Annotated in this window: 27 protein-coding genes and 2 pseudogenes; 4 read left to right on the top strand and 25 right to left on the bottom strand. The window is 63.4% G+C overall.

Annotated features, from left to right (window positions below; all coding sequences use genetic code 11):
- Positions 1–2: 2 nt before the first annotated feature.
- Genes FJ970_RS25780 through trbB form a run of 3 tightly spaced genes read right to left on the bottom strand, consistent with a single transcriptional unit; the run spans position 3 to position 1,542 of the window.
- Positions 3–284, bottom strand: coding sequence for a VirB3 family type IV secretion system protein (locus FJ970_RS25780; protein WP_140765262.1), 282 nt, complete (start codon positions 282–284; stop codon positions 3–5).
- Positions 284–610: a TrbC/VirB2 family protein gene (locus FJ970_RS25785; protein ID WP_140765260.1), complete on the bottom strand. Its 327-nt coding sequence runs from the start codon at positions 608–610 to the stop codon at positions 284–286. Before FJ970_RS25785 ends, FJ970_RS25780 begins: the two co-directional genes overlap by 1 nt.
- Positions 607–1,542 (bottom strand): P-type conjugative transfer ATPase TrbB, encoded by a 936-nt coding sequence (trbB, locus tag FJ970_RS25790; RefSeq protein ID WP_140765288.1) that lies wholly within the window; start codon positions 1,540–1,542, stop codon positions 607–609. Before trbB ends, FJ970_RS25785 begins: the two co-directional genes overlap by 4 nt.
- A 497-nt stretch (positions 1,543–2,039) precedes the next feature.
- Between trbB and FJ970_RS25795 the strand changes: the two genes are divergently transcribed.
- Positions 2,040–2,294, top strand: coding sequence for a helix-turn-helix domain-containing protein (locus FJ970_RS25795; RefSeq protein WP_140765258.1), 255 nt, complete (start codon positions 2,040–2,042; stop codon positions 2,292–2,294).
- The gene (locus FJ970_RS25800) at positions 2,294–3,604 is read left to right on the top strand and encodes a type II toxin-antitoxin system HipA family toxin (protein ID WP_140765256.1); all 1,311 of its coding nucleotides are present in this window, start codon (positions 2,294–2,296) and stop codon (positions 3,602–3,604) included. Before FJ970_RS25795 ends, FJ970_RS25800 begins: the two co-directional genes overlap by 1 nt.
- Before the next feature lie 205 nt (positions 3,605–3,809).
- Here the strand turns inward: FJ970_RS25800 and FJ970_RS25805 are convergent, their stop codons facing one another.
- From FJ970_RS25805 to FJ970_RS25860, 12 genes are all read right to left on the bottom strand, one after another.
- Positions 3,810–4,250 (bottom strand): CopG family transcriptional regulator, encoded by a 441-nt coding sequence (locus FJ970_RS25805; protein WP_140765254.1) that lies wholly within the window; start codon positions 4,248–4,250, stop codon positions 3,810–3,812.
- Between the two features lie 5 nt (positions 4,251–4,255).
- Entirely contained in the window at positions 4,256–6,241 is a 1,986-nt protein-coding gene (locus tag FJ970_RS25810; protein WP_140765252.1) for a conjugal transfer protein TraG, read from the bottom strand.
- Between the two features lie 23 nt (positions 6,242–6,264).
- A complete protein-coding gene (locus tag FJ970_RS25815; protein ID WP_140765250.1) occupies positions 6,265–8,004 on the bottom strand; it encodes a relaxase/mobilization nuclease domain-containing protein in 1,740 nt (579 codons plus the stop codon).
- 243 nt (positions 8,005–8,247) lie between these two features.
- Positions 8,248–8,943, bottom strand: coding sequence for a lytic transglycosylase domain-containing protein (locus FJ970_RS25820; protein ID WP_227791910.1), 696 nt, complete (start codon positions 8,941–8,943; stop codon positions 8,248–8,250).
- An 81-nt stretch (positions 8,944–9,024) separates the two neighbouring features.
- Positions 9,025–9,360, bottom strand: a complete 336-nt coding sequence (locus tag FJ970_RS25825) for a DUF736 domain-containing protein (RefSeq protein ID WP_140765246.1) — start codon at positions 9,358–9,360, stop codon at positions 9,025–9,027.
- A 68-nt stretch (positions 9,361–9,428) separates the two neighbouring features.
- On the bottom strand, positions 9,429–9,974 hold the full coding sequence (locus FJ970_RS25830) for a S26 family signal peptidase (RefSeq protein ID WP_140765244.1): 546 nt from the start codon (positions 9,972–9,974) through the stop codon (positions 9,429–9,431).
- Complete coding sequence (locus FJ970_RS25835; protein ID WP_140765242.1) at positions 9,971–10,489, bottom strand: DUF2840 domain-containing protein; 519 nt, start codon at positions 10,487–10,489, stop codon at positions 9,971–9,973. The genes FJ970_RS25830 and FJ970_RS25835 overlap by 4 nt, the downstream gene beginning before the upstream one ends.
- 97 nt (positions 10,490–10,586) lie before the next feature.
- Positions 10,587–10,868, bottom strand: coding sequence for a helix-turn-helix transcriptional regulator (locus FJ970_RS25840; RefSeq protein WP_140765240.1), 282 nt, complete (start codon positions 10,866–10,868; stop codon positions 10,587–10,589).
- Between the two features lie 129 nt (positions 10,869–10,997).
- A complete protein-coding gene (locus FJ970_RS25845) occupies positions 10,998–11,540 on the bottom strand; it encodes a DUF2285 domain-containing protein (protein WP_140765238.1) in 543 nt (180 codons plus the stop codon).
- Positions 11,422–11,865 carry a transcriptional regulator domain-containing protein gene (locus tag FJ970_RS25850; protein WP_321575744.1) on the bottom strand — a complete coding sequence of 148 codons (444 nt, stop codon included), beginning with the start codon at positions 11,863–11,865 and terminating at the stop codon, positions 11,422–11,424. The genes FJ970_RS25845 and FJ970_RS25850 overlap by 119 nt, the downstream gene beginning before the upstream one ends.
- 37 nt (positions 11,866–11,902) lie before the next feature.
- A complete protein-coding gene (locus FJ970_RS25855) occupies positions 11,903–12,163 on the bottom strand; it encodes a DNA -binding domain-containing protein (protein ID WP_140765236.1) in 261 nt (86 codons plus the stop codon).
- 186 nt (positions 12,164–12,349) lie between these two features.
- On the bottom strand, positions 12,350–12,676 hold the full coding sequence (locus tag FJ970_RS25860; protein ID WP_140765233.1) for a DUF736 domain-containing protein: 327 nt from the start codon (positions 12,674–12,676) through the stop codon (positions 12,350–12,352).
- Here FJ970_RS25860 and FJ970_RS25865 point away from each other — a divergent pair.
- Complete coding sequence (locus FJ970_RS25865) at positions 12,675–12,824, top strand: hypothetical protein (RefSeq protein WP_181178824.1); 150 nt, start codon at positions 12,675–12,677, stop codon at positions 12,822–12,824. The genes FJ970_RS25860 and FJ970_RS25865 overlap by 2 nt on opposite strands.
- 411 nt (positions 12,825–13,235) lie before the next feature.
- Here the strand turns inward: FJ970_RS25865 and FJ970_RS25870 are convergent, their stop codons facing one another.
- Positions 13,236–14,294: an ornithine cyclodeaminase gene (locus tag FJ970_RS25870; protein ID WP_227791911.1), complete on the bottom strand. Its 1,059-nt coding sequence runs from the start codon at positions 14,292–14,294 to the stop codon at positions 13,236–13,238.
- A gap of 2 nt (positions 14,295–14,296) precedes the next feature.
- On the bottom strand, positions 14,297–15,229 hold the full coding sequence (rocF, locus tag FJ970_RS25875) for an arginase (RefSeq protein WP_140765943.1): 933 nt from the start codon (positions 15,227–15,229) through the stop codon (positions 14,297–14,299).
- Positions 15,230–15,361: 132 nt separating this feature from the next.
- On the opposite strand from rocF, the gene FJ970_RS25880 reads away from it, so the two are divergent.
- Positions 15,362–15,802 (top strand): Lrp/AsnC family transcriptional regulator, encoded by a 441-nt coding sequence (locus tag FJ970_RS25880; protein ID WP_140765945.1) that lies wholly within the window; start codon positions 15,362–15,364, stop codon positions 15,800–15,802.
- A gap of 113 nt (positions 15,803–15,915) precedes the next feature.
- Here the strand turns inward: FJ970_RS25880 and FJ970_RS25885 are convergent, their stop codons facing one another.
- From FJ970_RS25885 to FJ970_RS25920, 8 genes and pseudogenes are all read right to left on the bottom strand, one after another.
- The gene (locus tag FJ970_RS25885) at positions 15,916–16,083 is read right to left on the bottom strand and encodes a hypothetical protein (RefSeq protein ID WP_181178855.1); all 168 of its coding nucleotides are present in this window, start codon (positions 16,081–16,083) and stop codon (positions 15,916–15,918) included.
- A 342-nt stretch (positions 16,084–16,425) separates the two neighbouring features.
- Complete coding sequence (locus FJ970_RS25890; RefSeq protein ID WP_140765842.1) at positions 16,426–17,355, bottom strand: DUF2493 domain-containing protein; 930 nt, start codon at positions 17,353–17,355, stop codon at positions 16,426–16,428.
- Positions 17,352–17,627, bottom strand: coding sequence for a hypothetical protein (locus FJ970_RS25895; RefSeq protein ID WP_140765844.1), 276 nt, complete (start codon positions 17,625–17,627; stop codon positions 17,352–17,354). The genes FJ970_RS25890 and FJ970_RS25895 overlap by 4 nt, the downstream gene beginning before the upstream one ends.
- Before the next feature lie 48 nt (positions 17,628–17,675).
- Positions 17,676–18,740: a toprim domain-containing protein gene (locus FJ970_RS25900; RefSeq protein ID WP_140765846.1), complete on the bottom strand. Its 1,065-nt coding sequence runs from the start codon at positions 18,738–18,740 to the stop codon at positions 17,676–17,678.
- Positions 18,740–23,058 (bottom strand): annotated as a pseudogene (locus FJ970_RS25905) (strawberry notch-like NTP hydrolase domain-containing protein). Before FJ970_RS25905 ends, FJ970_RS25900 begins: the two are co-directional and overlap by 1 nt.
- A 164-nt stretch (positions 23,059–23,222) precedes the next feature.
- The gene (locus FJ970_RS25910) at positions 23,223–25,352 is read right to left on the bottom strand and encodes a ParB/RepB/Spo0J family partition protein (RefSeq protein WP_227791912.1); all 2,130 of its coding nucleotides are present in this window, start codon (positions 25,350–25,352) and stop codon (positions 23,223–23,225) included.
- A gap of 52 nt (positions 25,353–25,404) precedes the next feature.
- Positions 25,405–25,825, bottom strand: a pseudogene (locus tag FJ970_RS25915) (DUF2958 domain-containing protein).
- On the bottom strand, positions 25,822–26,784 hold the full coding sequence (locus FJ970_RS25920) for an ArdC family protein (RefSeq protein WP_140762964.1): 963 nt from the start codon (positions 26,782–26,784) through the stop codon (positions 25,822–25,824). The pseudogene FJ970_RS25915 and the gene FJ970_RS25920 overlap by 4 nt, the downstream one beginning before the upstream one ends.
- Positions 26,785–26,862 lie beyond the last annotated feature (78 nt).

Consider the following 26,862-nt stretch of genomic DNA (forward strand, 5'->3'; position numbering starts at 1 on the left):
CCTCAAACCGATAGATGAGCGGGGAGGCGCAGATGTCGGCGACCGACTTCCACGAACAGCGGATCACGTTTTGCAGCCCACACCGCCGTGAAGTGCCCAAGCGCCCAGATGATGAGACCGAGCAGCCACAGACGCAGGCCAAGGCCAACCGCGCCTGCCAGTGTGCCGTTCAGAATTGCGATGGAGCGCGGCGCGCCACCGAGCAGGATGTGCTCGGTCAGTGCCCTGTGAACGGGAACCACGAAACCGGGCACCGCGTCGAGTTGTTCGAAAGCGGTTGCCATCAGATCAGAACTCCGCCGCCGAACGAGAAGAACGACAGGAAGAAGCTCGATGCCGCGAAGGCGATCGACAGGCCAAAGACGATCTGGATCAGCCGCCGAAAGCCCCCCGACGTATCACCGAAGGCAAGGGTCAGTCCCGTTACGATGATAATGATCACGGCAATGATCTTGGAGACGGGGCCCTCGATCGACTGAAGGATCTTCTCCAGCGGCTGTTCCCACGGCATCGACGAACCGGCGGCATTGGCGACCGGGGCTGCCATGAGAAAGACGATGAAGCTTGTGGCCGCTGTAGCCAGGTGCTCGCGCGAAAGCTTGCGGATCATGAATTGTCTCCTGTGTTGTTCGGGGTGGCTTGGGAGGTGCGGTAGTCGCCGTCGGGTCCAAGCCCATCGATGCGTGCGAGTTCGGTCAGTCGCCGCGCGGGACCACGTCCAGCCAGGACAGCGACTAAATCTATTGTTTCGGCGATCAGCGCGCGCGGGACAGTGACGACGGCTTCCTGGATGAGTTGCTCGAGACGGCGCAGCGCCCCGATCCCGGATCCGGCGTGGATGGTGCCGATGCCGCCGGGGTGCCCGGTGCCCCATGCCTTCAGAAGGTCGAGAGCTTCGGCGCCGCGCACTTCGCCGATCGGGATGCGGTCTGGTCGCAGGCGCATTGAGGATCGGACCAGATCGGAGAGCGTGGCGACACCATCCTTGGTCCGCATGGCGACAAGGTTGGGTGCGGCGCACTGGAGTTCGCGCGTGTCCTCGATGATGACGACGCGATCGGCCCCCTTCGCGACTTCGGCGAGCAAGGCATTGGTCAGGGTCGTCTTGCCCGTGGATGTGCCGCCGGCGACGAGGATGTTCGCGCGGGCAGCAACTGCAGCGCGCAGCGTCGCCGCCTGGTCGGCTGTCATGATGCTTGCCGCGACGTAGTCTTCGAGTGTGAAGATCGCGACAGCGGGCTTGCGGATCGCGAAGGCTGGCGCGGCAACGACCGGCGGCAGAAGTCCTTCGAACCGTTCTCCGGTTTCGGGCAATTCAGCAGAGACCCGCGGAGAGCGCGGATGCACCTCCGCGCCGACGTGGTGGGCGACCAGACGGACGATGCGGTCGCCATCGGCGGCGGACAGCACCTCTCCCGTCTCGGCCAGACCTTCCGCAAGGCGGTCCACCCAGATACGGCCATCGGGGTTCAGCATGACTTCGACGACTGCGGGATCGTCGAGGAGCCGTGTTATCTCGGCTCCGAGCGCTGTGCGCAGCATGCGCGAACTGCGCGCGCGACCTTCGGAATTGTTGTGCGAAACCACGACCAAGTCCCCGTTTCAGTCGGGAACCACTCAGGCCGTCCCCGCTCGGGGATGATCAAGAGAGCCAGAAATCGGGCCGGTTCAACAAGTTTCCATCGCCGTAGTAGCGTGGCGTACAAATACAGGAGAACGGCGGTGCCGCTATCGCCCTCCTGAGAACGCCTCTGCGGTCGAGTCGGTGAGTTGAGAGGCGACAGGCATGAGCCGTTGGGCGGGTGGGACACCCAAGCCCACCCTTGACCGGCTGGCTACAACGGCTGTCGCGCGCCTCGCTCATTCTTCCTATTCAAGGGGACCGCCGCAAGGTGGCTCCGTGAGAGCCGTTGTCGAACACCATACGCGATCGCGTATATCCATATTTTATACGGAAGCGCGTATATTCTTGCTTTAGACGCGACCGCGTATATTGACATTTTATACGCAATCGCGTATGCAGGTGTTTGGAGGCTACAATGACCGACCAGATCGCTCGCAATGAAAAGCAACTCGGCGCCATCCTGCGTCGCGCCCGCAGGCAAGCCGATCTCACGCAAGGGGCGCTTGGCAACCAGATCCACCTGCGCCAAGGCACGGTGTCCCGCCTCGAAGCCGGCGAGCCGGCGGTGCAGCTCCGCACGTTGATGGCGGCTCTCTCCGCTCTCGATCTTGAGCTCGTCGTTCGCGCGCGCAGCAAAGGCAGCGCCGCTGACATCGAGGATCTGTTCTGATGGCGCGGCGGCCGGTGCACGCACCGCTGAACGTCTTTCTGAACGGGCGCCTGGTGGGCGTGCTGCGCAGAGAACCGACGGGCGCAATAGACTTCCAATACGCCGCCGAATGGCTGGACTGGCGCAGCACCTTCCCAGTGTCGCTCTCGCTCCCTTTGCGCGAGGACCGCTATATCGGCGCGCCTGTGATCAATGTCTTCGACAACCTGCTTCCCGACAATGAAGCCATCCGCAAGCGCGTTGCCGAACGCGTCGGCGCGGAAGGCACTGACGCCTACAGCATGCTCGCCGCCGTCGGTCATGACTGCGTCGGCGCGCTGCAGTTTCTGCCCGATGGCATCGATCCCGGCAATACCGGCAGCAGCGATGGCAAGCCGGTCAGCAACAGAGAGATCGCCGAGATGATCAAGAACCTCGCTGCCGCTCCTCTCGGTCTTGGCGAGGACGAGGATTTCCGCATCTCGATCGCAGGTGCCCAGGAAAAGACGGCGCTCTTGCACACTGACGGACGCTGGTTCAAGCCGATAGGCACGGCCGCGACCACCCACATCCTGAAACCGCAGATCGGCCGGTTGCCCAACGGCATCGACCTATCCAATAGCGTTGAGAACGAGTATCTGTGCCTCAAGCTGCTCGAGGCGTTCGGCGTTCCTGCGGCCCGGGCAGAGATCGCTGATTTCGGGGAGCGCCGCACGCTGATCGTCGAGCGCTTCGACAGGCTGTGGGCCCGTGACGGCCGCCTCCTGCGCCTGCCGCAGGAGGATATCTGCCAAGCGCTATCAGTGCCGCCCACGCGCAAATATCAGTCCGAGGGCGGTCCTGGCATCGCTCAGATTGTCGAGCTTCTGAAGGGCAGTGACACGCCTGAAGACGACATCGCCGTCTTCTTGCGCGCTTGCATAATATTCTGGCTGATTGGCGCAACCGACGGCCATGCCAAGAACTTCAGTATCTTTCTCAGCCCTGGCGGACGGTTTCGCATGACGCCCCTCTACGACGTACTGACAGCGCAGCCCAGCCTTGATGCCGGACAGATTCCCCGCAAGAAATTCAAGCTGGCAATGTCAGTCGGCAAGAGCCGGCACTATTCGGTGCATGAGATTATGCCCCGCCACTTCATGCAGACCGCTGACATTGCGGGCGTGGGGACGCCCGTCATGCGCAGGATTTTCGAAGACATTGCCGCAAACGCGGAGAAGCAGACCGAGGCCGTGATCTCCAAATTGCGGCGCGGCTTTCCCGAACAGCTTGTCGGGTCAGTCAGGTCGGCAATAGGCAAGCGAGCGCTTTTGCTTGCTGACGCAAGTTGATCAAGTCGGCAAAGAAGAAATGCAAAGCGACCGAACGCCTCGATCCACGTAGATACAATCAGCGTTGATGGCGTGACGATGACCAAAGGCGTCACGGCTGCGAGCTTTGCTCATCGTTGTGCTGATCATCATCATCGGCATCGTCGCCGACGTTGCCCTTCGCGGTGCCGGCCGCCATGATGATGACGAAGACACCCATCGCCCTTCATTGCATGCCATTGTCGTCGATCGGATTGACGTCCTCCGAAATCTCCTGGCGCAGTTTCGGGCCCTTCGCCAGGCGCCTGCCCAAGGCCGTGACGAAGGCTTCGTAGCGTTCGGCCGCCTTGGCGCGGGCCGCCTGGGCGGCGGGTTCCGGCAAGGCTGGCGTGGTCGCGAGCCAGAAGCGGACGAACACGGCGAGTGTCTCGACCGCGATGCCGATATCGCGCTCCTGCCGGGCGACCCGCCTGTCGACCTGGTCGAGGCGCTTGACGATCGCCGCCTCGCGACGCTCATCGGCATCCGGCGACAGGAATGACGCGATGGCGGCCTCCGCAATCATGGACTGGGACTGTTCACGCCGCGCCGCGTAGTCCGCAAGCATCCCCATGACCGCCTGATCGAGATAGACAGAGATCTGCACTTTCTTCTTTCGACTGGTCATGGCGCCTACAAATCCATGCCGTCATCGGGATCGAGCGAAACCTGCCGCGCCACGCCCTGCATGAGGCGAGCCAGGCGTCGATTGCGGACAGCTTCGTCGTCGTCGCTGTCGTCGGGCGGCTCGACCTCGAACTCATTGTCGATCGGAGCCATTTTTTCTACTGGACGCGAACGATTGAGTTCGGGTTGCAGTCGCCGCTCGGACTCCGTTGGATCTCCGTCGTCCTGCGGGGGCGTTCCTGCACTTTCGGCAACCTCTGTGCTGGTTGGGGCCGGCAATCGGGTCCAGTCGTCAAGATCGCCCTTTTCGGATCGGGCCAGTTCGGGTGGCGGCAAGACGCGGTCCCGAAAACGGGGATCTTCGTAGTAACGTGCCTTCTTCGCCCGGATCGGCGGAGTGCCCGCCACCATCACGATCTCGTCGGTCGGGGCAAGCTGCATGATTTCTCCAGGGGTCAGCAACTGGCGGGCCGTCTCCTGCCGCGACACCATGAGATGTCCGAGCCAGGGCGACAGCCGATGGCCGGCATAGTTCTTCATCGCCCGCATTTCGGTTGCCGTACCGAGCGCGTCGGACACACGCTTGGCTGTCCGTTCATCGTTGGTGGCAAAGCTCACACGAACATGGCAGTTGTCGAGGATCGAGTTGTTCGGGCCGTAGGCCTTCTCGATCTGGTTCAGCGACTGCGCGATGAGGAAGCTCTTCAGCCCGTAGCCTGCCATGAAGGCCAAGGCCGACTCGAAGAAGTCGAGGCGGCCAAGTGCCGGAAACTCGTCCAGCATGAGCAGCAACCGGTGACGGCTGGTCTTCGTATGCAGGTCCTCGGTCAGGCGACGCCCGATCTGGTTGAGGATAAGACGAATGAGCGGCTTGGTCCGATTGATGTCCGAGGGAGGCACGACAAGATAGAGCGTTGCCGGTTGTTTGCCGCCCACGATGTCGCTGATCCGCCAGTCGCAGCGCCGGGTCACCTCTGCCACGACGGGGTCACGGTAGAGACCGAGGAAGGACATCGCGGTGGAAAGCACGCCGGAGCGTTCGTTGTCGGATTTGTTGAGTAGTTCGCGCGCCGCACTCGCAATGACCGGATGTGGACCCGCCTCGCCGAGAGGCGTCTTCATCATTGCCGCCAGCGTAGTCTCAATCGGGCGTTTCGGATCAGAGAGGAAGGCGGCGACACCGGCCAGGGTCTTGTCCTTCTCGGCGTAAAGAACGTGAAGGATCGCGCCGACCAAAAGCGCGTGGCTGGTCTTTTCCCAGTGGTTGCGCTTCTCAAGGCTGCCTTCCGGATCAACCAGAATGTCGGCAATGTTCTGGACGTCGCGAACCTCCCATTCGCCGCGGCGAACTTCCAGGAGAGGATTGTAGGCCGACGATCTCGAATTGGTCGGATCGAAAAGCAGCACACGACCGTGCACGGCGCGGAAGCCGGCGGTGAGTTGCCAGTTCTCACCCTTGATGTCGTGGACGATCGCCGACCCCGGCCAGGTTAGCAGCGAAGGCACCACCAGGCCGACACCCTTCCCCGACCGGGTCGGAGCGAAGCACAGCACATGCTCGGGCCCATCGTGGCGGAGGTAGTGGCGGTCATAGCGCCCGAGCACCACCCCGTCGGCGCCGAGCAGCCCTGCAGTCTCCACCTCCTTCCTGTCCGCCCACCGCGCCGAACCATAGGTCTGGACATTCTTGGCTTCGCGTGCGCGCCACACCGACATGGCGATCGCGACAATGATCGAAAGGAAGCCGCCGGACACGGCAATCAACCCGCCTTCCACGAAGATGTCAGCGGCGTAGGCATCGTAGAAATACCACCACCAGAACAGAGCGGGTGGATAGTACACGGGCCAACCGGCGAACTCGAACCAGGGCGGACCGAGTTGGGCCTGGAAGCCCAGCCTCCATGCCGTCCATTGCGTCGCCGTCCAGATCGTCAACAGCACTATCAAGCAGACAGTGAGTATCTGGCCCCAAAGGATTTTCGTGGCGGACATGGCAGGGTCCTTTCTTGGATGCGTTAGAGGCCGAGTCCCCTTTTGCGACCAAAGTTCCAGTCGATGCCGCCGTCATCGCGAGCGACACCGGAGACATGCTGGCCGAGATGCTTTTCGAGCGAGGGCGTCCACGGCACGAGCTGGAAGCCGAGGCCGTCGTCGAGCATGGCGAAGCGGCCCGAGGCCAGGACGATCCGCTGGCGATAGGCGCCCGCTACATAGTCACCGCCGGCGGCGCGATTGAAGGGCTGGCCGGTCTCGGCTGCAAGTTTCTCACCAACCCGTTCGAGTTCCCTGCGGCGCAGCGTCTCGATCAGGTCGCGGCTGAAAACGACGCGCCCGCCGAGACGTTTCGCAAGGCCTTCGCCGGCCAGGTAATCGGCCCGCTGTTCCATGGCTTGATCAACCTCGGCGCCGAAGCCGGCTGCGCTCAAGGCGGCAGGCTCGCGCGCGATGGCCTGGCGATCTAGCCAGGTTGCTCCTGTTGCCGTGATTTGTTCTTGCACACCAAGATCGGAGCGGACGGCGAGCGCGACCCGCCGCTGGCCTCTCGCATCCTCGAACGTGCGCAGTTCGACGATCGACCCCGGCGGCCCGTCGCCGGTTGCCTCCAGATCGCCAAGTCTGATGTGGTGCGTGCGTCCGTCAACGCTGTCGACCACGGCATAAGCAGTGCCGCTCAACTCGTCGTCGAGACCGCGATCGAGCAGCCTACCGACAATGGGTGTATCGAGGCTTTCGGCGGCCAAAACATAATTGCCCGAACCACGCTCGATCCCGCGCTCGGTCAACGCGCGATGCATTCGCTTTATGATGTCGCCGCGCTCGCCGAGCTCACGCAAAGTCGTCTCGGCCCGTTCGTCAATCACCCATTGGCCTGGCGAGAGCTGATCGGCAAGTCCAAGGGCTTGGAGCTTGCGCAGGCGGCCGATCTTCTGCACGTGATACTCGTCGGGTGGCCTATGAGCATATGGGGCAAGATTGATGAAGCCGGTGTGGGAAAGGTCGCGGAGCAGCTGCCGGTCAAGCTGGGTCCAGCGTTCGGCTTCGATCTGCCGCTGCAAATTGCGGCGGATGTCGAGATCGGAACGCGGCCCAAGTTCCTGCGTAACGAGATCGGCAGCGCGCGCGCGCATGCCTTCCTTGATATAGTCGCGTGAGATTACCAGATCCCGCCCGTCATCGGCGCGGCCACGCAAGATGACATGGATATGGGGATTGTCGGTGTTCCAGTGGTCTGCCGCGACCCAATCGAGCTTCGAGCCGAGATCCTTCTCCATCTGCCTCATCAGGTCGCGGCTGAAGGATTTGAGATCAGCCATTTCCGTGGCGTCCTCCGGCGAGACGATGAAGCGGAAATGGTGGCGATCGCCATCGCAGCGCTCGGCAAATTCCTTGACGTTCGCGTCATCGGTCTCGGGGCCGAACATGCGGGGCTGTTCCCTCTCACGGGTCACGCCCTCGCGCCGCAGGTAGCTGAGATGCGCGGTCAGCGGCACGGAGCGTGCGGAGTGACGAACCACCCGGGTCTTGATTACTGTCACGCGCGAGCGGCCGGTCAACAAACGGTTGGCCTGGACGTTGGCGATCCGGCCTCGGCCGAAGCGGGATCGATTGCCAGGACTGATTTGACCGCTGCGGGAGATGCTTCCACCGGCCTTCTTCGCCGCAGCCAGTGCCTGTGCGATGAACGGTCTCGCAGCTTGACCGCGGTTGGAACGAATGCGTCCGGGTCGAATGCGAAGCTCGCGCTCATCGGCCATGCCGCTATCCTGCAACGTGGAAAAGAGGATGAGGATACAAAGTGTTGGGCGTTCGATGCACATTGCGCCGAACGGTCGCAATGTGCGCATGGCACTTGAAAATCCCCCAAAAACAACCGACCGGCCGGTGCACAATGTGCGGGCTTTTATCTAGCCATCCCTCGGTCGTGTTGCCTGCATCTCCCCTCCCCGCACGCCATGGCACTCTGGAGCACAAAATGGTGCGAGGCGCGTTGAGGAAGCTCACTGCGCGGACCTTTCGCTCGCTTGCGGCGCGAACAGACCGGTCGATCGCGGCGTAGCGTCAGCCAATCCTTCTGTAGGCACAGCCTTCGAAGGATCATTGCGGGAACGCTCCAGCTGCATCGAACCATCGTCCGGCTTGCTGACAGGCTGCACGGCGAAGAGCGGAGCGTCCTTCCAGCCGTGCTGCGCTGTGGCTGCCGGACTGAGAGCTTTCGGTGCACCGTCGTTGAGTATGGCGGATGCAACGACGGCAACGTAAGCACGCGTCTCGCGAGGCAGCCACCTGCCCCGCAGCGACGCCTCGTAGCGGCCTGGGCCGGCATTATACGCAGCAATCCAGCCGGGCGATCCATAGCGATCAACCAACTCGCGGATATAGGCCGAGCCCGCGATGATGTTGTCGTGCGGATCGTAGGGATCGCGGCCAAGGCGATACCGTGCGCGCAGGTCGGACCAGGTGTTGGGCACAATCTGCATCAGACCCATGGCACCCTTGCGCGATGTGGCGCGTTGATCGCCGGCGCTCTCGGCGCCAAGCACGGCACGGATCCAGGCCGCTGGAAGGCGGAAGCGGCGCGCCGCTTCCGCTATGTGGGTCTCGTAGGGACCGCGCGCCGTCGACGTGGCGACTGGCGGGCTGTGCGCCGGTGCAATTGCGGGAACGACGCAGTTGAAGCAGAGCCCGGCAAGCACTAACAGAGCTGAACGTCGGATAGCGCGAGTCAACACAGGCGTTCGCAATTGGCTCGTCGGCCGACGGCGCGCCAACATCGCCTAGTCCTTCTCGACGCGGTCACGCAGACGCGACCACTGCAAAGACCAAGATTTTTTGTCAGCGCCGTTTTGGAACAGATAGGCGCGGATGGGCTGCGCGAAAGTCGGGTCGTCTATCTGCAGCGATATGAACTCTCCCGCCTTTTCGCTGGAGTGTTTCCAACCGGCGCCGATTGCTATGCCGTCTTCGCCACCGGCGTGCACACGATAGTCGGGCGCATTGTCTGTCTCGTTCGCTTCGGCCGCGACGATCGCAATCTCGAGGTTCAGGCTGAGCGTGCGGATTCGTCCCGAATACCCGGTCTGATGGCTGATGAACTCGCCGATCTGTGGCATTTCTTGTCTCCTGTCTTTGTTGTCGCGGCGACGATCAGACGGCACCGAGGGCACCGCCAGTGGCGCGCTCACCGCGCTGGCGCACGCCATTGGAAGCGGCCGTCGTTCTGCTCGTCCGTCCACAGCGGAACCGCGCGGCCGATGATGTGATCGGTGGGAAGGAGGCCGAAATAGCGTCCGTCGAAGCTGTCGCGGACATGGCTGTTCATCAGGAAAACGGCGCCGACGGGAATGCGCCGGCAGCCATGCCAATCCGGCAGATCGCGACCGGCGCGATCGCGTTTGAGCGCCATACCGACGTCGGTGCCATCGACTGAAATGACCAGCTCTCTCCGGCACACGGTTTGGCCTGAAACCGCAAGGATGTGCTTGATGAGCGGCACGTCCTTCGGCAAATAGCCACGGTCGGCAAGCAATGTTGCGAGCGGTTCGGGCGGCTCAACGGCAACGAGATCGTTCGCCGAAAGCGGCACCCCGCCTTCGATCATGTACAGGCCGATTGGCGTGCTGGCTGAAGCGTTCCAGATGAGCCTTGGCGACACCGCGGTGAACGCGGGACAGAGCATGGCCGTCGTCGCCAGCACCGTCGCGAGGAAGATTGCGGGCCGCGTCATGGCTGGACCCGCCGCCGGAGCAAGTGGGCGCGGTGAAGATCCAACGTATAGGCGCGTGGCTCCTGTCCCGCAGTCAATCGGTTGTGGACATGGCGCCAGTGATCAGTCGAGACCGCTTCCGGATCGATGCCGAGTTGCTCGATGCCATCGATCATCTGCAACACCCGCTCCACCCTGGGCCAGCCCTCAGACCTGAGCAGGATGTCGCCGCCAGGTCGCACGAAAGGCAGCGTCTGGTGTGCTTCGCCTTCGGCAACAGCGCGCACGATGTCGATGCGGGAAATGATCGTCCCGAAGTCGTTCGCGGCCCAGCGAACGAAGGCAAAAACGGTGCCAGAATGAAACGAGACAATGCGCCGGTGGCGGTCGAGAATCTTCTCCTGGGCGACCGAACCGAAGCGGATCCAGTACTCGATCTTCTTCTCGACCCACGTCAATTCGACGTGGGTCAAGCCGTCTTCGTCGATCGCGCTGATCACCGATCGGCCTGAACGGAAGTCGACGACAGGGCCCATTTGGCTGTCTCCTGATTTCGCGGGGAAGAGCCGCGTGATGCGGTTGCTGAAGTGATGCCGGCGTGGTGGACCCGCGGCGCCTTCGCGCCGGCTCAGGTCAGCGCCCAAACCGTCCGGCAGGCGTTGGCGCCGCTGATGGATGGCGCTTGGCCGGAAGCACAGATCCGCGTGGGTCCGAAGTGGAGGTCACCGCGCCGCGCTCAGCCCAGGCCTGGAGATCGTCCACGGCGTAGACGACACGGCCGCCGAGCTTGCGATAGCCAGGACCGGTGCCGTAAGTACGGTGTTTCTCAAGCGTGCGGGACGACAGGCTGAGGAAGTCGGCAGCTTCCTTGGTGCGCAGAAAGCGCGGCGGCAAAACGGCTAGGTCTGGTCGCATGTATCGAGCCTCCGTAGGGTTTTGAGAACCGCTGGTGTTCAGCGGTGGGCGGCGACCACTGTGGCGGAAGGGCGGCTTCGCAGGGGATGGGGACGATCGGGGGGCGCAATATTCCCACCCCCGAGAGCGCTATGAGCGCTTGCGATGGCGCAGCAATTGCAGATAGCCGCCGGCGATCATGGCTTTTCCGCCCTTGACCAGACCGATCACGGCGCTGCGAAGCGACGAGGTTTTCCAGGGATTGGAGGCAACACGCCCCATCCCATAGAAAGCGCTCGCGATTTCACGATAGCTGGCGCCGTTCGTGCTACCGTCGGCGGCCCGCATCATCAAGCGCAGACGGCGCCTCTGCTGAACAGTCATTCGCGTATCGCGTGGCACAGGCCGCCTGCTATAGCCGCGCCAGAAACGGACCAGAGCCTCGACCCGCCCCAAGGTCTCGGAATCCAGCGGTATCAAAGCCGCGCGGGGACAACTCGCTTCGCCGCCTGGAAAGAGGAGAAGCTGTGTTGCGATGTAGTTGTCATGGATGGCGTGCGACCCCTGCGGACTGTCATGGCGAGCACTGATCCCTGTGAGCGCCATGGGAGGGTCGGATGACAGGAAATCCGGTGAAGGCACCAGGGCCAGCACCGCGGGGTCGGCAAGAGGCGACCACAGAACGTCTTGCATCAATGCGGACAGGTCGGGGCGAGCTGCGAAATCGCAACCCCCAGCGTTTCTGCGCTTCTGTTGGAAACGGCTGCGTCTCTGCTCCCGAACGGGCCAGCGCCACGTAGAACCGTTGATACGAATTCCAACGGCGCAGACACTCCCAGGCCAGCCCTTCGACTGGTAAGCTGTCGAAGAAGTCGTAGCTGGTGTTGTCCCGCCAACGCGACGTATCCGGCTTCATCGTGCGGTCCTCATCAGGCTGCAAGTCGTGCCTGAATCGATTCCGGGCGATTGCGATTAGCGGAAGACTCTGGAGAGGCATCGCGTGATGCTTTTTCAGCATCACCCGGGCGACAATGTTCCCTAGGTGTCGGTGTTCCCTAGGTGTCGGTCTTGCGCAGGAGATGGCGGTAGCCGGTTCTGGTCATCCAGCGCGCCCGCGCCAGATGGCTGTCATGAACCTGTCGCGCGCGCCGCGGCTCCTCTTTCGGATCGATCCCGAAGAGGATCCTGACCACCTCGCGCCAATCGGCGCCGTCGGCGTCGGCGTCAAACAAGCGCATGTAGAGCTTGATGTGGCGGCGATCGTAGTCGGTGAGTTCGTCGCCCGTTGGCGCGGTGTCGTCGAACGGCTCAATCATGATGTGCACTCCCCCACCGGCGAGACGTAAAACACAATTCTTACAGATGTCACGGTGGCTGCGGAGCCGCTACGAGAGCATCACACGATGCTATGCCGGCATCGCCGCCGCCCGGGTCTCCGCGGCTTTGATTTGGCGGGTGAGGTTCCGCCCGGACGGTCCGGGCGGAACCTCTGATGGGGGTCCCTATTCCGCGTTGCGGCGGGTTGGGCGGGACCAGATCAGGCTGAAGCCCTCACCGTCCTCGTCATTGAAGAGGTTGGCGAAGATCGGGGCGGTGAAGCTCGGATCGTCGAGCTTGAGGCCGAGATAGTCGCGGCCCTCGTTGGACTGCTTGGACCAGGCGGCGCCTATCTCGGCACGGCCGACGAAGACGCGGTGGCTGGGGGCGTTTTCGCCGTTGGCGCGGGTTTCGGGGACAATGCGGACGCCTCGGGCCTGGACGCTGAGGGTGACGATTTCGCCGGTGAACTCGTTGTTGCCGGACTTCTTGAAGGTGCCGATGGTAGCCATGATAGTTCTCCTTGATCCTGTCTGCTTCGAGCCGCACCATTGCGGTCTCGATGGTGGTCGCAAGGCCGAAGGCGATCGCCGGCGCACCAAGGGCCGAAGCGAAGCGGAGGACGGCACGGGAGCGACTTTGTTGTTGCGCGAGGAATGACGGCGCAGCCGGCAGGGGAAGAAAGTCGCGATGTGCCGTTGCGTCACAGGCGACCGAGGCGAAGCTGTCCTTCAGACCAGAAACACCAATCGAAGAGACCGCTATCGGTGTTGCTCGTAACGACAGGATTGGGCGAGGAGATAAGGCTGCCTTGAGTCCGACTTCAGAGAGAAAGCCACGTGAGCGCGATCGGCATCAACCACGGGAAGCTTCCAGGCCTCCTAGTCGCATTTGCCAGTGACGCGCCGAGCGCCTCGCCGCAATCTCTGCGATCTCGTCGCCCGTTGCGATCAAGCCGCTCTTTGATCAAGCCGGCATTAGGAGATGACGATGGGCGGCTTGAGCGGCAATAAATCGACGAAGCTGGCCCTACCACCGAGCGAGCGATTGACCTTGCCTATAGGACGCTGCTCAAGCCGCCGGCTGCATCGCTGCTCTGAGCAGCATGCCGAACAGGTCGCGCGGCTCGTCGGGATCGGCGAGCAGGTCGAGCTCCTCGTAGAGGCCGGTCGCCTGGAGCTGGTCGCGGACATAGCGCAGCGCCGAAAAATCCTCGGTGGCGAAGCCGACGGAATCGAACAGCGTGATCTGTTCGGGCGCCTTGCGGCCCTCAGCCTGGCCGGTCATCACCTGCCACAGCTCGGTCACCGGATGGTCGGCGTCGAGCTGCTGGATCTCGCCCTCGACGCGCGTCTGCGGCGGGAACTCGACGAAGATGTCGGAGCGCAGCAGGATGTCGCGATGCAACTCGGTCTTGCCGGGGCAGTCGCCGCCGACCGCGTTGATGTGGACGCCGGTGCCGACCATGTTGTCGGTGAGAATGGTGGCGTACTGCTTGTCGGCCGTCACCGTGGTGATGATGTCGACGCCTTCCACCGCATCCTGTCCGGTCGAACAGATGGTGATGTCGAAACCCTTGCCGGCGAGGTTGCGGGCGCATTTTTCCGAAGCCTGGCGGTCGATGTCGTAAAGCCGCAGCCGGTCGATGCCGGTGAGCGCCTTGAAGGCGATGGCTTGGAATTCGGACTGGGCACCGTTGCCGATGATGGCCATGACGCGCGATCCCTTAGGCGCCAGATATTTGGCCGCGAGGGCAGAGGTGGCCGCGGTGCGCAGCGCCGTCAGGATCGTCATTTCAGTGAGCAGCATCGGATATCCGGAGCCGACATCGGCGAGCACGCCGAAGGCGGTGACCGTCTGGCGGCCCTCGCGCATGTTCTTCGGATGGCCGTTGACATATTTGAAGCCGTAGAGCCGGCCGTCGCTGGTCGGCATCAGCTCGATGACGCCGTCATGGCTGTGCGAGGCGATGCGCGGCGTCTTGTCGAACAGCTCCCAGCGGCGGAAATCCTTCTCGATATAGGCGGCGAGCTCGGTGAGGAAGCGCTCGACGCCGATGGCGTGCACCAGCTTCATCATGCGGTCGACGCTGACGAAAGGGACGATGGCAAGGCGCGAAGGCTGGCTCATGGTCAGAGGCTCCCGGAATGGCTGCGGGTCGGGCGGTCCATAATGCGGCGGCCCATCAGGCTGGCGGTGAGGTCGACCATCAGGGTCGCGGTGCGGCCGCGCTCGTCGAGGAACGGGTTCAATTCGACCAGGTCGAGGCTGGAGACCAGGCCGCTGTCGGACAGCATCTCCATCACCAGATGCGCCTCGCGGAAAGTGGCGCCGCCGGGAACGGTGGTGCCGACGGCCGGCGCGATCGAAGGGTCGAGGAAATCGACATCGAGGCTGAGATGCAGGAGGCCGTTCTCATTCTCGACGCGGGCCAGGAAGGCGCGCAGCAGCGGCGCGATGCCGTACTCGTCGATGGCGCGCATGTCGTGCACGGTGACGCCGGCTTCAGTGATCGCGCGGCGCTCGGCCGGATCGACGCTGCGCAGGCCGATGGCGCAGATGCGGGCCGGGTCGACGACTTCAGGCAGATCCGGGAAATAGCCCTTGAAGCCCGCCTGCCCGCTCGCATAGGCGAGTGGCACGCCATGCAGATTGCCGCTGGTGGTGGTGTCGAGCGTGTGGAAATCGGGATGGGCGTCGAGCCACAGCACGAAGAGCGGCCGGCGGCGCTCGGCGGCGCGGCGCGCCACGCCGGAGACGGTGCCGGCGGAGATCGAGTGGTCGCCGCCAAGGAAGATCGGCATGGCGTCGCGCGAAGCCGCATAGGCGGTCTCGGCGATCGCCGCCGTCCAGGCGGAAATCTCGGGCAGCGCCTTCAGCGCGAGGTTACCATGGGCCACCGGGCGGGCCACGGCCTTCTCGACCGCGCCCCAGTCCTCGACCTCATGGCCAAGATCGGCCAGCACTGAGACCAGCCCCGCCGTGCGCAGCGCGCTCGGCCCCATCTCGCATCCCATCCTGCCCGCACCGTCCTGTACCGGCGCGCCAACGATCCTGCAGCGCATGATTTCTTTCCGCCCTCGCGATTGATTGGACAATTGAACCACCGCTGCCTGGCGGTTTGAACAGGAAGAATTGGCATTTCGGCAAGAGCAATCTACCGTATTGCGCATATGACTTGATCGAAATGGACAATCATGGATGCGTTGGACGAACGGCTGGTGACGCTGCTGCGGCATGATGCGCGGCGCAGCATTTCCGATCTCGCGGTCGATCTGGGCGTCTCGCGCGCGACGGTGCGGGCGCGCATGGAGCGGCTCGAAAGATCGGGCGAGATCATCGGCTATACGGTAGTGCTGCGCGCCGATGCGGTCGACCAGCGGATGCGCGGCGTCATGATGATCGAGATCGAGGGCCATGCCGCGGATCGCGTCATCAGGGCGCTCGGCGGCTTTCCCGAGGTCTCCACCGTTCACACCACCAACGGCCGCTGGGACCTTGTGGTCGAACTCGGCACCGCCTCGCTGACCGATTTCGATGCGGTGCTGCGCCGCATCAGGCTGATCCCCGGCATTACCGGCAGCGAAACCAGCCTTCTCCTGGCCACGCCCAGGACGACGAGGGCGCGACTCACTTAGCTGTTTTGGGGTGGCTAACAGCGCGGATGTTGGCGGAGTCTCATCTCCCTGAGTTCTACATTGCGGCATGAAGCGCAATGCAACGTCTCCCGCAGCCGCGAGGTCACGCCGGTTCACCTCGCGTAGGGGTCGATTTCACCGACGATCTCCGAGGTATCGCCGTCATATTCGTCCGCCGGCACGACGGTGAGCGTGCCATCGCCGGCGCGGAAGATGACAATGCTGACCATCAAGCTGGTAGCGAGGCTGAAGGCGAAGGCGTTGGCTTCTGCAAGTGACATCGATCCGGCTCCTGTTTGGAAGCGGGGATCGCTCCCCGCGTGACAGGCGCCCGATGTGTCCGGCCGAGGGCCGCGATCACCGTGCAGGCGCAGCCGAAACGGCGGCACGCTTTGCGTAGTCCGACCCTTTACGGGTTGATGGCGTCAGGCCTTCGGTCCGGACCAAGGAATCGCGCCCATGAACACGGGGAGCGATCCCCGCTTCCAGCCGGCGAGACGAAATTCCAAGCTCAAGAGTTCGCATTCATCGCAGCCATGCCGGGAAGGGCCATCGCCAGACCTTGTCTCGGGGCGCTCAGTCGGACGGGTAAGGCTCGTGCGGGGTTGGCAGGACGCGACCCCTCAAGTGGCGCCGAATTTCATAACCGGGATGCCGAGCCCGCGCGCCTTGTCGGCGAGGTTGTCCTGAATGCCCGTGCCTGGAAAATGAACGACGCCGATTGGCATCGTGTCGAGAATTGCGTCGTTGCGCTTGAAGGGGGCGGCCTTGGCGTGCCTGGTCCAGTCAGGCTTGAAGGCGATCTGTGGCACCTTGCGATTGTGAGCCCATTTGGCGGCGATCAACTCGGCACCCCTGGGTGATCCGCCGTGGACCAGAACCATGCCCGGATGCTTGGCGTGTATCTGATCGAGTTTGGCCCAGATGAGGCGATGGTCATTGAAGTCGAGCCCACCGGTGAAGGCGACCTTCGGCCCAGGAGGCACGAGCGCCTGGCTGTCAGCAAATTTCTTGGCGGCCAGGAAATCGCGGCTGTCGATCATTGACGCGGTGAGATTGCGGTGGCTGACCATGGAGCCCGAACGCGGCCGCCAGATCGAATGGGTGTGTCGCTCGAAATGCTCGGCGGCCTGGTCGCGCATCAGCTCGAAGGCAATGCGGGTTTCGAGGAGCGTCTGACCTTGGGCGGTGAGCCGTTCAAGTTCGACGGACTTGACCTCGGATCCATCCTGTTCGCGCTGCAGGCGCCGCTGTGAGAGTTCGTTGTCGTCGAGTTGGCGTTCGATCCGGTTGGTTGCGCGATGGAATAGGTTGACCGTGCCCCAGAGCAGTTCCTCGAGGTCGGGTTCGAGGCGTGTGTCGGCCATCGCCACCACGAGGGCGTCGAAGATGTCGGCGATGCTGGCAGTGATGACGTGGCCCTCGGGGAGCGGGCGCGGATCGGGTTCGTCTTCGAAGGGACGGTAGCCGTAAAGTTGTAGTTCGTGAAGGACGTGGTCGGTCGGCGATGACGCGTGCGGCGGTTCGAAGTCCGTATCATGGTGGTCGTTCATGTGCCTTCCTTTCCGGGATCGGTCGCGTCCATCGCGGCCTTCATGGCGACGACGGCGACGGACGGTCCGGATCTGCACCCGCAGCGCCAGCGCAGGGCCGGAACGGAAGTGGAGGATGGCGAAGCCCGGCTATTTTGTTCGCGATGGAACGCGCGCTCTGCGGCGCGCCGGAAAATAACCGGGCGCAGCCATTGCCAATCCGGACCGACCGGCGCGCCGATCGCCCTCTGGAAGGCCGTGGGATGTCGTCTTCCGGCAAAGGAGCTGGCCATTGTGGCGACCATCGACAGGGACGGGGCCAGCGCTCGCCCCCCTCCCGGTCAGGCCGCTGTTCGTGCCACGAAGCGTTCAGCGTCCTGCGGTGCGATCTGAACCCGCAGGATTGCCCTGAGGGCATTGAGACCGAGCAGACGCAGATCCTCGTTGAAGTCGCCGAGCTGTGGCTGCAGCACGATCGCCTCGATCCCCGCCGCGTTGGCGCGCTCGATAAGGGTCGCCACTGCTCCGTCCCCCGCCGGATCATTGTCGCGGGCGATGTAGAGACGCCGCAGTGTGTCGGGGAACAGGATGGCGGACAGATGTGCTGCCGACAGGGCCGCGATCACCGGCATGAAAGGCAGCGCCGTACGCTGTGACAGCATCGTCTCGATGCCTTCACCGGCTGCCATCACATCGCAGCCGATGCCGAAGCGGACCGCGTGTCCAAGCAGATCGCCCATGGCTCGCCTGGGAGTGTCGATCGGTGCTCTGCCGAGATGGGCCTCGCTGAAACCGGCCGGATCGAGCCAGGTGCGGTGTGCGCCTGTAAGCCTGCCTGTCAAGTCAGTGACGGCCGCAATCATCGCGGGCCAGATCTCGGTCGGCGCCTCCACGTCGGGCCGGTAGTAGCAACGCGGATGGAATCGAAGACTTCCGGTTTCGTGCAAGGCGGTTATTCCACGTCCACGCAGGTACGTCTCCACGAGCGACCGTGAGATCGGCTGCGACATAGAAACCAGCCGCCTCGCCGCTTCGGCAGAGCCGGAAGGAGCAGGAACTGATTGCCTTCTGCGTTCAGTTGGATCGGGCATCGGTTGGGGCATCGACAAGAAGCTGCGCGCCTCGTCGGCGACGTCCTTGAAGTCGACCAGGCCACACGACGCCCGAATGACGTCGAGCAGATCGCCGTGCTCGCCAGTTGCCGCGTCGGTCCACTTCCCAGCGACGCCCTTGCCGGACACCGGCCCTTTCAGGCGGACAAACATGGACCGCCCCGGCGTATTGCGCACATCGCCGACCAGCCAGTAACGGCCTTGGCGATGACCGTTGGAGAGATAGTGGCTGCAAACTGCCTCGGCCTGTTGGCCGAGACGAGATGCCAGTTCGGAAGCATCGCGACGGCGCATCAGGCTGCCTCCCTCTCGCTGATGCGCTGCACCGGATAGCGCTTGAGAACTTTGTCCAGGATGACGGGTCCCGCGGCATCGGTGGGAACGAACATGCGTAGCTTCCAGGAAATGATCTCGTGGAAGAGCCCGTAGGCCGAGAGCCGCTCGCGCATGGCGTCGGTGAAGCCCGAAAGCTCGATGCGGTTGGCGCCCATGACGCGGACACGCCGCAGATGAAGTCCTTCGGCAAGGTCGAGCGTCGTGCGGCCATCGATCAGTGCGTTGAAGGCATCGTCTGCCGTCAGTGTACTCACACCCGTTGCGAGAGCGCCAGCAGCCCAAACTGCCGAGACCATGCGGCCGATGATGCGCTCGCCGTCATCGCTTTGAAGCCGATAGACACGGCTCGACTCGTTCGGGAGCCGCTTCCAGATCGGCAGCAACAGTCCAGCGACGACGTGGATGATCGTATCGGAGAACGCCGGGACGTTGGCGACCTCTGCATTCCAAGCGGTTGCAAAGGTGTCGCGGTCCACCCGATTCCAATGACTTTCCTCTATCATGCGGAGGGAAGCATGGTGTTGTTCCATCGGGTGGATCAGGCGGACGCGACGTTCGACCTCGCCATCGTCGAGCATGAGCGATGGCGCTGGAATCTGCACAGCGGCGCGTCCTGAGCGTTCGTTGACGAGCAGAATGGAACGCGGATCGTCGCAATAGGCGACAGCCTCCTCACACGACGTCGGTCGATTGCGTTGGCGCTGGGCAATGGTGAGGAGTTGCGTTTCGGCGCCTGTGCCCGGATGGGAGTAGATCGTGCGCCGGTCGGTGACGACGAAACTCTCCGCCTGCAGCGTCTCCAGCCCAACGTCATAGATGCCGGCGGCGATGGCGCCTTCTACCTTGGCGGTGAGCAGTTGCTCGAAGGCCGCGAACAGGACATCTTGCAGATCGATAGTGAGCGCCAGCAGCCGATTGAGGAAGGTGGTGATTGGCGGCAGGTCATCCTTGATGCCGCTATCGTCCATCAGCTTTAGGCCGGTCGTCTCCTCGAACCGCTGCAGCGAACAGCCCCTCACTTTGCCGCGTACGATCAGCAGATAGAGCTGGCGCAGCGCATCGCGCGCATAGTGCGATTCCAGATTGTCCTCTGGCCGGAACAGGCCCTGTCCGCCGGTCTGGCGTTGGCCGCGCGTGATGGCGCCAAGCGTATCGAGGCGGCGAGCGATGGTGGAGAGGAAGCGCTTCTCCGCTTTCACATTGGTCGCGATTGGCCGGAAAAGCGGGGGTTGCGCCTGATTGGTCCGGTGCGTGCGACCAAGGCCCTGGATGGCCCTGTCGGCTTTCCAGCCCGGCTCGAGCAGGTAGTGGACGCGAAGCCGCATGTTGCGTGACGACACGTCGGCGTGGTAGCTGCGTCCTGTCCCCCCAGCATCGCTGAAGACCAGAACGCGTTTCATGTCATCCATGAAGGCCTGCGTCTCGGCGAGATTGGCCGAGGCAGCGCGGCTCTCAACCATGAGCCGTGCCTTCTTCCGGACGATGCGCCGTGACCTGCCCGTCACTTCCGCCACCATATCCGTGCCGAAGCGCTGGACGATCTGGTCGAGCGCGCCGGGGACCGCTGGCAGGCTGGCGAGCTTCTCGATCAGCGCCGTGCGGCGCGCGACCGCCTCGCGGCTTTCCACCGGTTGGCCGTCGCGGAAGACCGGCCTGGACGACAGATTGCCCTCGGAATCGGTGAAGGGCTCGTAGAGCTGGACCGGGAAGGAATGCGCGAGGTAGTCGAGGACATATTCTCGTGGTGTGATGTCGACGCGGACGTCGTTCCATTCCTGTGTCGGGACCTCGGCCAGCCTGCGCTCCATCAGCGCCTCGCCGGTGGAGACGATCTGGATGACCGCCGAATGCCCTGCGTCGAGGTCCTGATCAATCGAGCTGATCAGCGTCGGCGTCTTCATCGATGTCAACAGATGAGCGAAGAAGCGCTGCTTGGCGCTTTCGAAGGCCGAGCGTGCGGCTGACTTGGCCTGGCGGTTCAAGGTGCCGCCGTCGCCAGTGATGTTGGCGGCCTGCATGGCTGCATCGAGATGGTTGTGAATGACGGCAAAGGCACCGGCATAAGCATCGTAGATGCGTCGCTGCTCGGGCGTCAGCTCGTGCTCGACCAGCTCATATTCGACGCCGTCGAAGGACAGCGAGCGTGCCGTATAGAGGCCAAGGGCGCGCAGGTCTCGCGCGAGCACCTCCATCGCTGCCACGCCGCCCGCGTCTATGGCTTCGACGAATTCCGCACGGGTGGAGAATGGCAGATCTTCACCGCCCCACAGGCCGAGCCTTTGGGCATAGGCGAGATTGTGGACCGTGGTGGCGCCGGTCGCGGAGACATACACGACACGTGCGCCCGGCAGAGCGTGCTGCAGACGCAGGCCGGCGCGGCCCTGCTGAGATGGTGCGACATCACCGCGTTCTCCCTTGCCCCCACCGGCGTTCTGCATGGCATGCGCTTCGTCGAAAATGATCACTCCCTCAAACTCGGAGCCCAACCATTCGACGATCTGCCTGACGCGCGAAACCTTCTCCCCGCGGTCGTCGGAGCGCAGCGTGGCATAGGTTGTAAACAGGATGCCTTCCGGCAACGTGACGGGGCGGCCTCGAGGGAAACGCGACAGCGGGGTGACCAGCAGACGTTCCATGCCGAGTGCCGACCAGTCGCGCTGAGCGTCCTCAAGCACTTGTCCGACTTCGAGATCCACACCGCTTTGCGGCGGCCTTGCAGCCAGTTGTCGAGAACGATACTCGCCGCTTGCCGGCCCTTGCCGAGGCCGGTGCCGTCCCCGATGAAGAAACCACGCCGGAAGCGCACAGCCCCTTCCGCATCCTCCGGCGCGGCGTTGACGATATCGAATGTATCGTCGACCGACCACGATCCGGCGAGAAAGCCCGCATGGGCCTCGCCGGCGAGGATCAGCGTTTCGAGCTGGGCCTCGGAGAGCGACTTCAGAATTTCGCTGGGAACCGTCGGTCGATAGCTGGGCTTGGGCGGTGCGACAGAGGCCATGGCGGCGGATTGCACCAGCTTGGTCGGGTGCGCCTGGGAGCCTGGAATGCGGATCGTCTGCGATCCGTATTCCTCATAGATCGCGTCGGTCAGGCGGGCTCCTTCGTCAGGCGTCCAGTCCACCGTCTCGTAGGCGAGCTCGACGCCGGCGAGTTTGGAACGTTGCGGACGAGCCGGCACAGCGGCGTCGCGCACGAGATAGCCGCGCACGGTGCGGGATGTCGCGATGGTGGGCACGACGTTGGCCTGATCAGGGACCGGCAGCCGTGCAGGCACATGCTCGTCTATCCAGCCGAGCAGCGTCGCGACATCCGGTGCAAGACCGGCAGAGGCCGGAAAGAGAGAGGAATCGCCAGCAGCTACCTTGTCGATAACAGTCAGCCGCGTTTCGATCGTCGTGCCATGCTTGGCGTAGACAGAGCCGCCGATCGTAGCGGTGAAGACGACCCGACTGTGCTCCTGGAGACGGATGAAGGCGTCACGCCAGGCAGGTGTCTCCGGCCCAAAGTTCGCACCGGTGAGCGTGACCAGGCGACCACCATCGGCAAGCCGGGCAAGCGCTGAAGTGACGTGGCGATAGGCTGCATCGGCGGCACGACCCTTGACATTGGCGAGCACGGAAAATGGCGGGTTCATGAGCACGACGGTCGGCATGATCGCCGGATCGAGATGGTCATCGATCTGGGCGGCGTCGAACCGGGTGACCGTGAGGGCTGGAAAGAGGGTCGACAAAAGGCCGGCTCTGATCTCGGCGAGTTCATTTAAAACGAGCGAACCGCCGGCGGCCGCGCCGAGGATGGCGAGCAGCCCGGTGCCGGCGGAAGGTTCAAGTACCCGGTCTGTGGGGGTAATGGCCGCCGCGGCGACAGCAGCGAAGCCCAACGGGATCGGAGTCGAGAACTGCTGGAACGCCTGGCTCTCCTCGGAGCGGCGTGTATGTGTGGGCAGAAGCTCGCCAATCTTCCCGAAAAGCGGCAAGGCGCAAGCCGGAGATCCGGCTTTGCGTAGAAGCGACTTTCCGTATTTGCGAAGAAAGAGAACGGTCGCCGCCTCGCAGGCGTCATAGGCGGTCTTCCAGTCCCAGGCGCCACTTGCGTCGGACCGGCCGAATGAGGCTTCCATTGCGGCGCGCAAATCGGCTGTGTCGATACGCTGACCGCGTTCGAGATGGGGAAGGAGAAGCAGCGCCGCCGCGTATATGGCAGCGGCTGGATCGGAAGCCAGGGAAGCAGGTGCAACTGGATTGACAGTCGCCGTCGGAAACAAAACGTTCATTGGGAAGGCCCTCGGGAGAGCGATAACGGAAAGCCCGCCGGCGCTCTCTCTGACCGGACGGGCTCAAACCCGTCACGGCCTGACTCTCACTCTGATCGTCCGCGCACAAAAAATGCCCGGCGCTCTTCCGAGTGCCGGGCAGTCGATCTGCAAGGATGCTGTGCCTACTCGGCGGCGTCGAGCTGCGGTTCCTCCTCGTCAGTCACTCCGTCCTCGCCGTCACCCGCGAGGAATTCGGGCAATGGCTCTTCTTCGCTACCCGAGTTGGCATTGGCCGCCTCCACATCGAGCTCGGCAAGCCGCAGCGGTTCAGGCAGCCAGCCACTGTCGGCCAGGAGTCGCTCCGCCTCCTTGGCCATATCGGCCTTCTTGAGGTGGTCGATCAGCTGGGCAGCGCCCTCGCCTTCCCCCTCGCGCACGGCCTCGAGGATACGCGCCTTGGTGACGCGGCCGAGATAGTTGCCGACCGTCGGCCGCCAGCCGGCGTCAACCATGTCGAGCCCGACTGCGCGGGCCAGGTGGTCGGCCTCGGCAAGTCGCTGCTGCACGCCATGTGCGGAAGTCGCGCCGTTGCCGTACCGATCGACCCTTTCATAGAGAGCGTTCACGCCGAAGGACGCGCAGTGAGCGAACAACTCGGCTTGCTCGGGGACCGAGAGCGCCGCAAGCGCATCCCAAAGATCGGCGACGTTGCCTGGGAGACGGGTCTCCCAGGCCTTGTGGCGACCATCGATCGCGCGTGCGTAAGGTGTATCGCGAAGCTCGGGAGGCTGGGCCGAGAAGACCGTGCCACGGACAGAGACTTCCATCGCCACGCCTTGCGACTTGTAGCGAGAGAAGACGTCACGGACGAACTTGTGCAGCACAGCCAGAAAAGCGGCCGCCGGATCGTTTGCGAGTTTGTCGCGCAGCGCCAGCGTACGCTCGGCGGTCAACTCCATGATCAACCGATCCGGCAATGGCTTGATGCCATCGTCGTCGTCATCTTCCGGCTCGGCCAGTCGGCTACCGTCGATGGTGATGACGGACCGCCGGACCGGGCCCGTCGCCGCTGGTTCGTTGCCTGCCTCGACGCTGGGACCGTTGTCACCCTCCGGCGCACCGGGGGCTTCGTCCTCCGGCTTCACATAGCCACGCTCGACGAGAAGCGAGCCGTCCGATTCCACGCTGATGAAGACGCCGGCGCGCGCGATGTCGTCCGGGTCGAAACGGGCGGGGCGCGTCTCCAACGCCTTGATCGCGGTTTCAAGTTCACCGAACCGCTGGTCGACTTCATCGGGCAACTCGTCGGCCTCCTCATATTCCGACTGCAGCATGCCGAACTCGTCACGCAATGCGCCGAGCGTTGCCTGCTCCTCGCCGGAGAGGTCGACCGGCGTACCATCGAGTTCGCGCAAGCCGTGCGCCGTGCTATAGGGAAAGCTCACCGCGACTTCGATCCACTTCCAGCCTTCGTTGGCGATTTCGTCGGCCATCACTTGCAGCTTCTCGGTGACAAGACGATCGAGCAGCGGCACATCTTGCAACCACCCGCCATCATCCGACTGGAACAGGTCGCGCAGCATTTCGCCGCCTGCTGCCTCATAGGCGGCGAGACCCACGAAGACCGCTCGCTTGTCTGAGGCACGGGCGGTGTTCTCGGTTAACATGCGGCGGATCTGGTATGGCTCCTTCGACCAACTGGTCTTGACTGCCTCCCAGACCTGTTCTTGCCGCGCATGATCGTTGTGGACCGAAAATGCTTCGAGCTGGGCGATCGTCATGCCGTCTTCGGCGTAGATGTCGAGGAGCGCCGGCGACACGGCGGTGAGCTTGAGACGCTGCTTGACGATGTTGACCGAGATGAAGAAGGCGGCAGCAATCTCCTCCTCTGACATGCCCTTGTCGCGCATTTCCTTGAAGGCGCGATACGCATCGAGCGGAGGGAGCGGAGCGCGATCCATGTTTTCAGCTAGCGAGACCTCCTCCGCGAGAATCGCGCTGGAAGAATCGCCGACAACGCAGGGAACGGGCGCGGTCTTGGCGAGCCGCTTCTGCTTCACAAGCATTTCCAGGGCGCGGTAGCGGCGGCCACCGGCAGGCACCTCGAACATGCCGGTCTCCTGGCCATCGGCATCGAGAACGGGACGGACGTGGATGCCCTGGATCAGGCCGCGCCGAGCGATCGAGGCTGCAAGGTCCTCGATCGACACGCCGGTCTTGATGCGCCGGACATTGGTCTGGGCGAGAACAAGTTTGTTGAAGGGAATGTCGCGCGAGGGCGACAGGGTGATCTTTTGAACGGCAGTGGCCATCGGGGTTTCTCCACGACGGGCGCCGAGAGCCTCTCTCTCGGTCCTGAACCCGTCACGAAATCCCTTCAATCCTCTTCCTCTCCTTCCTTCGGGCTTGACCCGTCACGCCGCTGCCGTCAGCAGCGGCGTGCAGGATGCGTTCGCCCTCCGGGATGCTCCCAGTCACGCGGGCAGCCTCCGCATAGACCGAGATCGGGTGTCGGCCGGAAAAAAGGAGATCGCGTTCGATGGTCATGCCGAATGGCAGGCGGATCGATTGCAATTCCGAGAGGCTGAAGGAGCCAAGCTCGGTGCAGCCGAAACCGAGATCGGCCAGCCCGAACAGGGTGTCGCCATCCTCGTCGAGTTCAGTCGCGAGCCATGCGCCGGCGCCGAGCGGATTGAAGAAGCGGACAGCCGGGACGTGGTCCGCTTCGCGGCGGTGGCCATTGGCGAGAAGGCGCTCGTGTAGGGTCTGGGCACAGCAGGATCATGCGGCTCTCCTGTCGTCACCCGCATCCATCTCAAACGGCAGCGCGCCATCCTCAGGTAGGTGACTGAGAAGCCAATCGGCCGCCTTGCTGGCCTGGCTGGCGGCGCGCACGATGGCGCGGTTGTCCTCTCGCAGCACCTCGAGCCAAGAGCCTATGTAGTCAGCATGCCGTACCGAGGGCACGATGCCGAGCGCGGCGCAGCAGAAAGCTGCGTTGATCTCGGCAACGAGTTCCTCGAACGCATATTTCTTCGTCCCAAAGGAGCCGGAGAAATCGCGGGCGAGGCGTGAGGCATGACCTGTGGCATGACCAAGCTCATGCAGCGCTGTGCGATGCCAGTTGATCGGCTCGAAATAGGCTTGCGGGGGCGGCACCTGAACGCAGTCTCTTGCCGGCACATAAAAGGCATTGTTCCCGCCGATACGGAATTCGATGCCGGTGCCTTTGATCAGCGCCTTGAGCCGAGGCTCGATCAATCCGGCGTCCGGGAGTGGCGGCAAAACTTCCATTTCCTCGGACAAACCTTCACATTGCTCGATGTTGAAGACAGTGAAGCGCCTGAGGAATGGAACCGCCCTGGCATCCTCGCCGGTCTCGCCAGCGCGCTTCTTCTCATCGTTCGGGATAAAGCGATCCGCATAGACAATAGTGGTGCCATGCTCGCCTTTCCGGACATTCCCACCGAGCACTTGTGCCTGTCGGAAGGTCAGCCAGCTTTGCGTCCGATAGGCGCGCTCGATGACGGCGCCCCAGAGGATGAGCACGTTGATCCCACTATAGGCTCTGCCGGTGCTGGCGTTCTTCGGCAAACACAGCGGCGCCTTCGCGGCGGCGGTCCCCCACGGCTGGACCCAAGGGAAACGACCTGCCTCCAACTCGGCGATAATCTTGTTGGTGATGTCGTCATAGAGGTTGGTCCGGTCGGCAACGACGCGGGCTCGATTGCTTTGATAGGACATCGCGGTTCTCCGCGACGGGCGTCGGAGGCCTCTCCTCCGGCTCTCTACCCGTCACGAAAAAACCGCTCGCACTCTCAC

It is taken from the genome of Mesorhizobium sp. B2-1-8 (assembly GCF_006442545.2).
GTDB lineage: Bacteria > Pseudomonadota > Alphaproteobacteria > Rhizobiales > Rhizobiaceae > Mesorhizobium.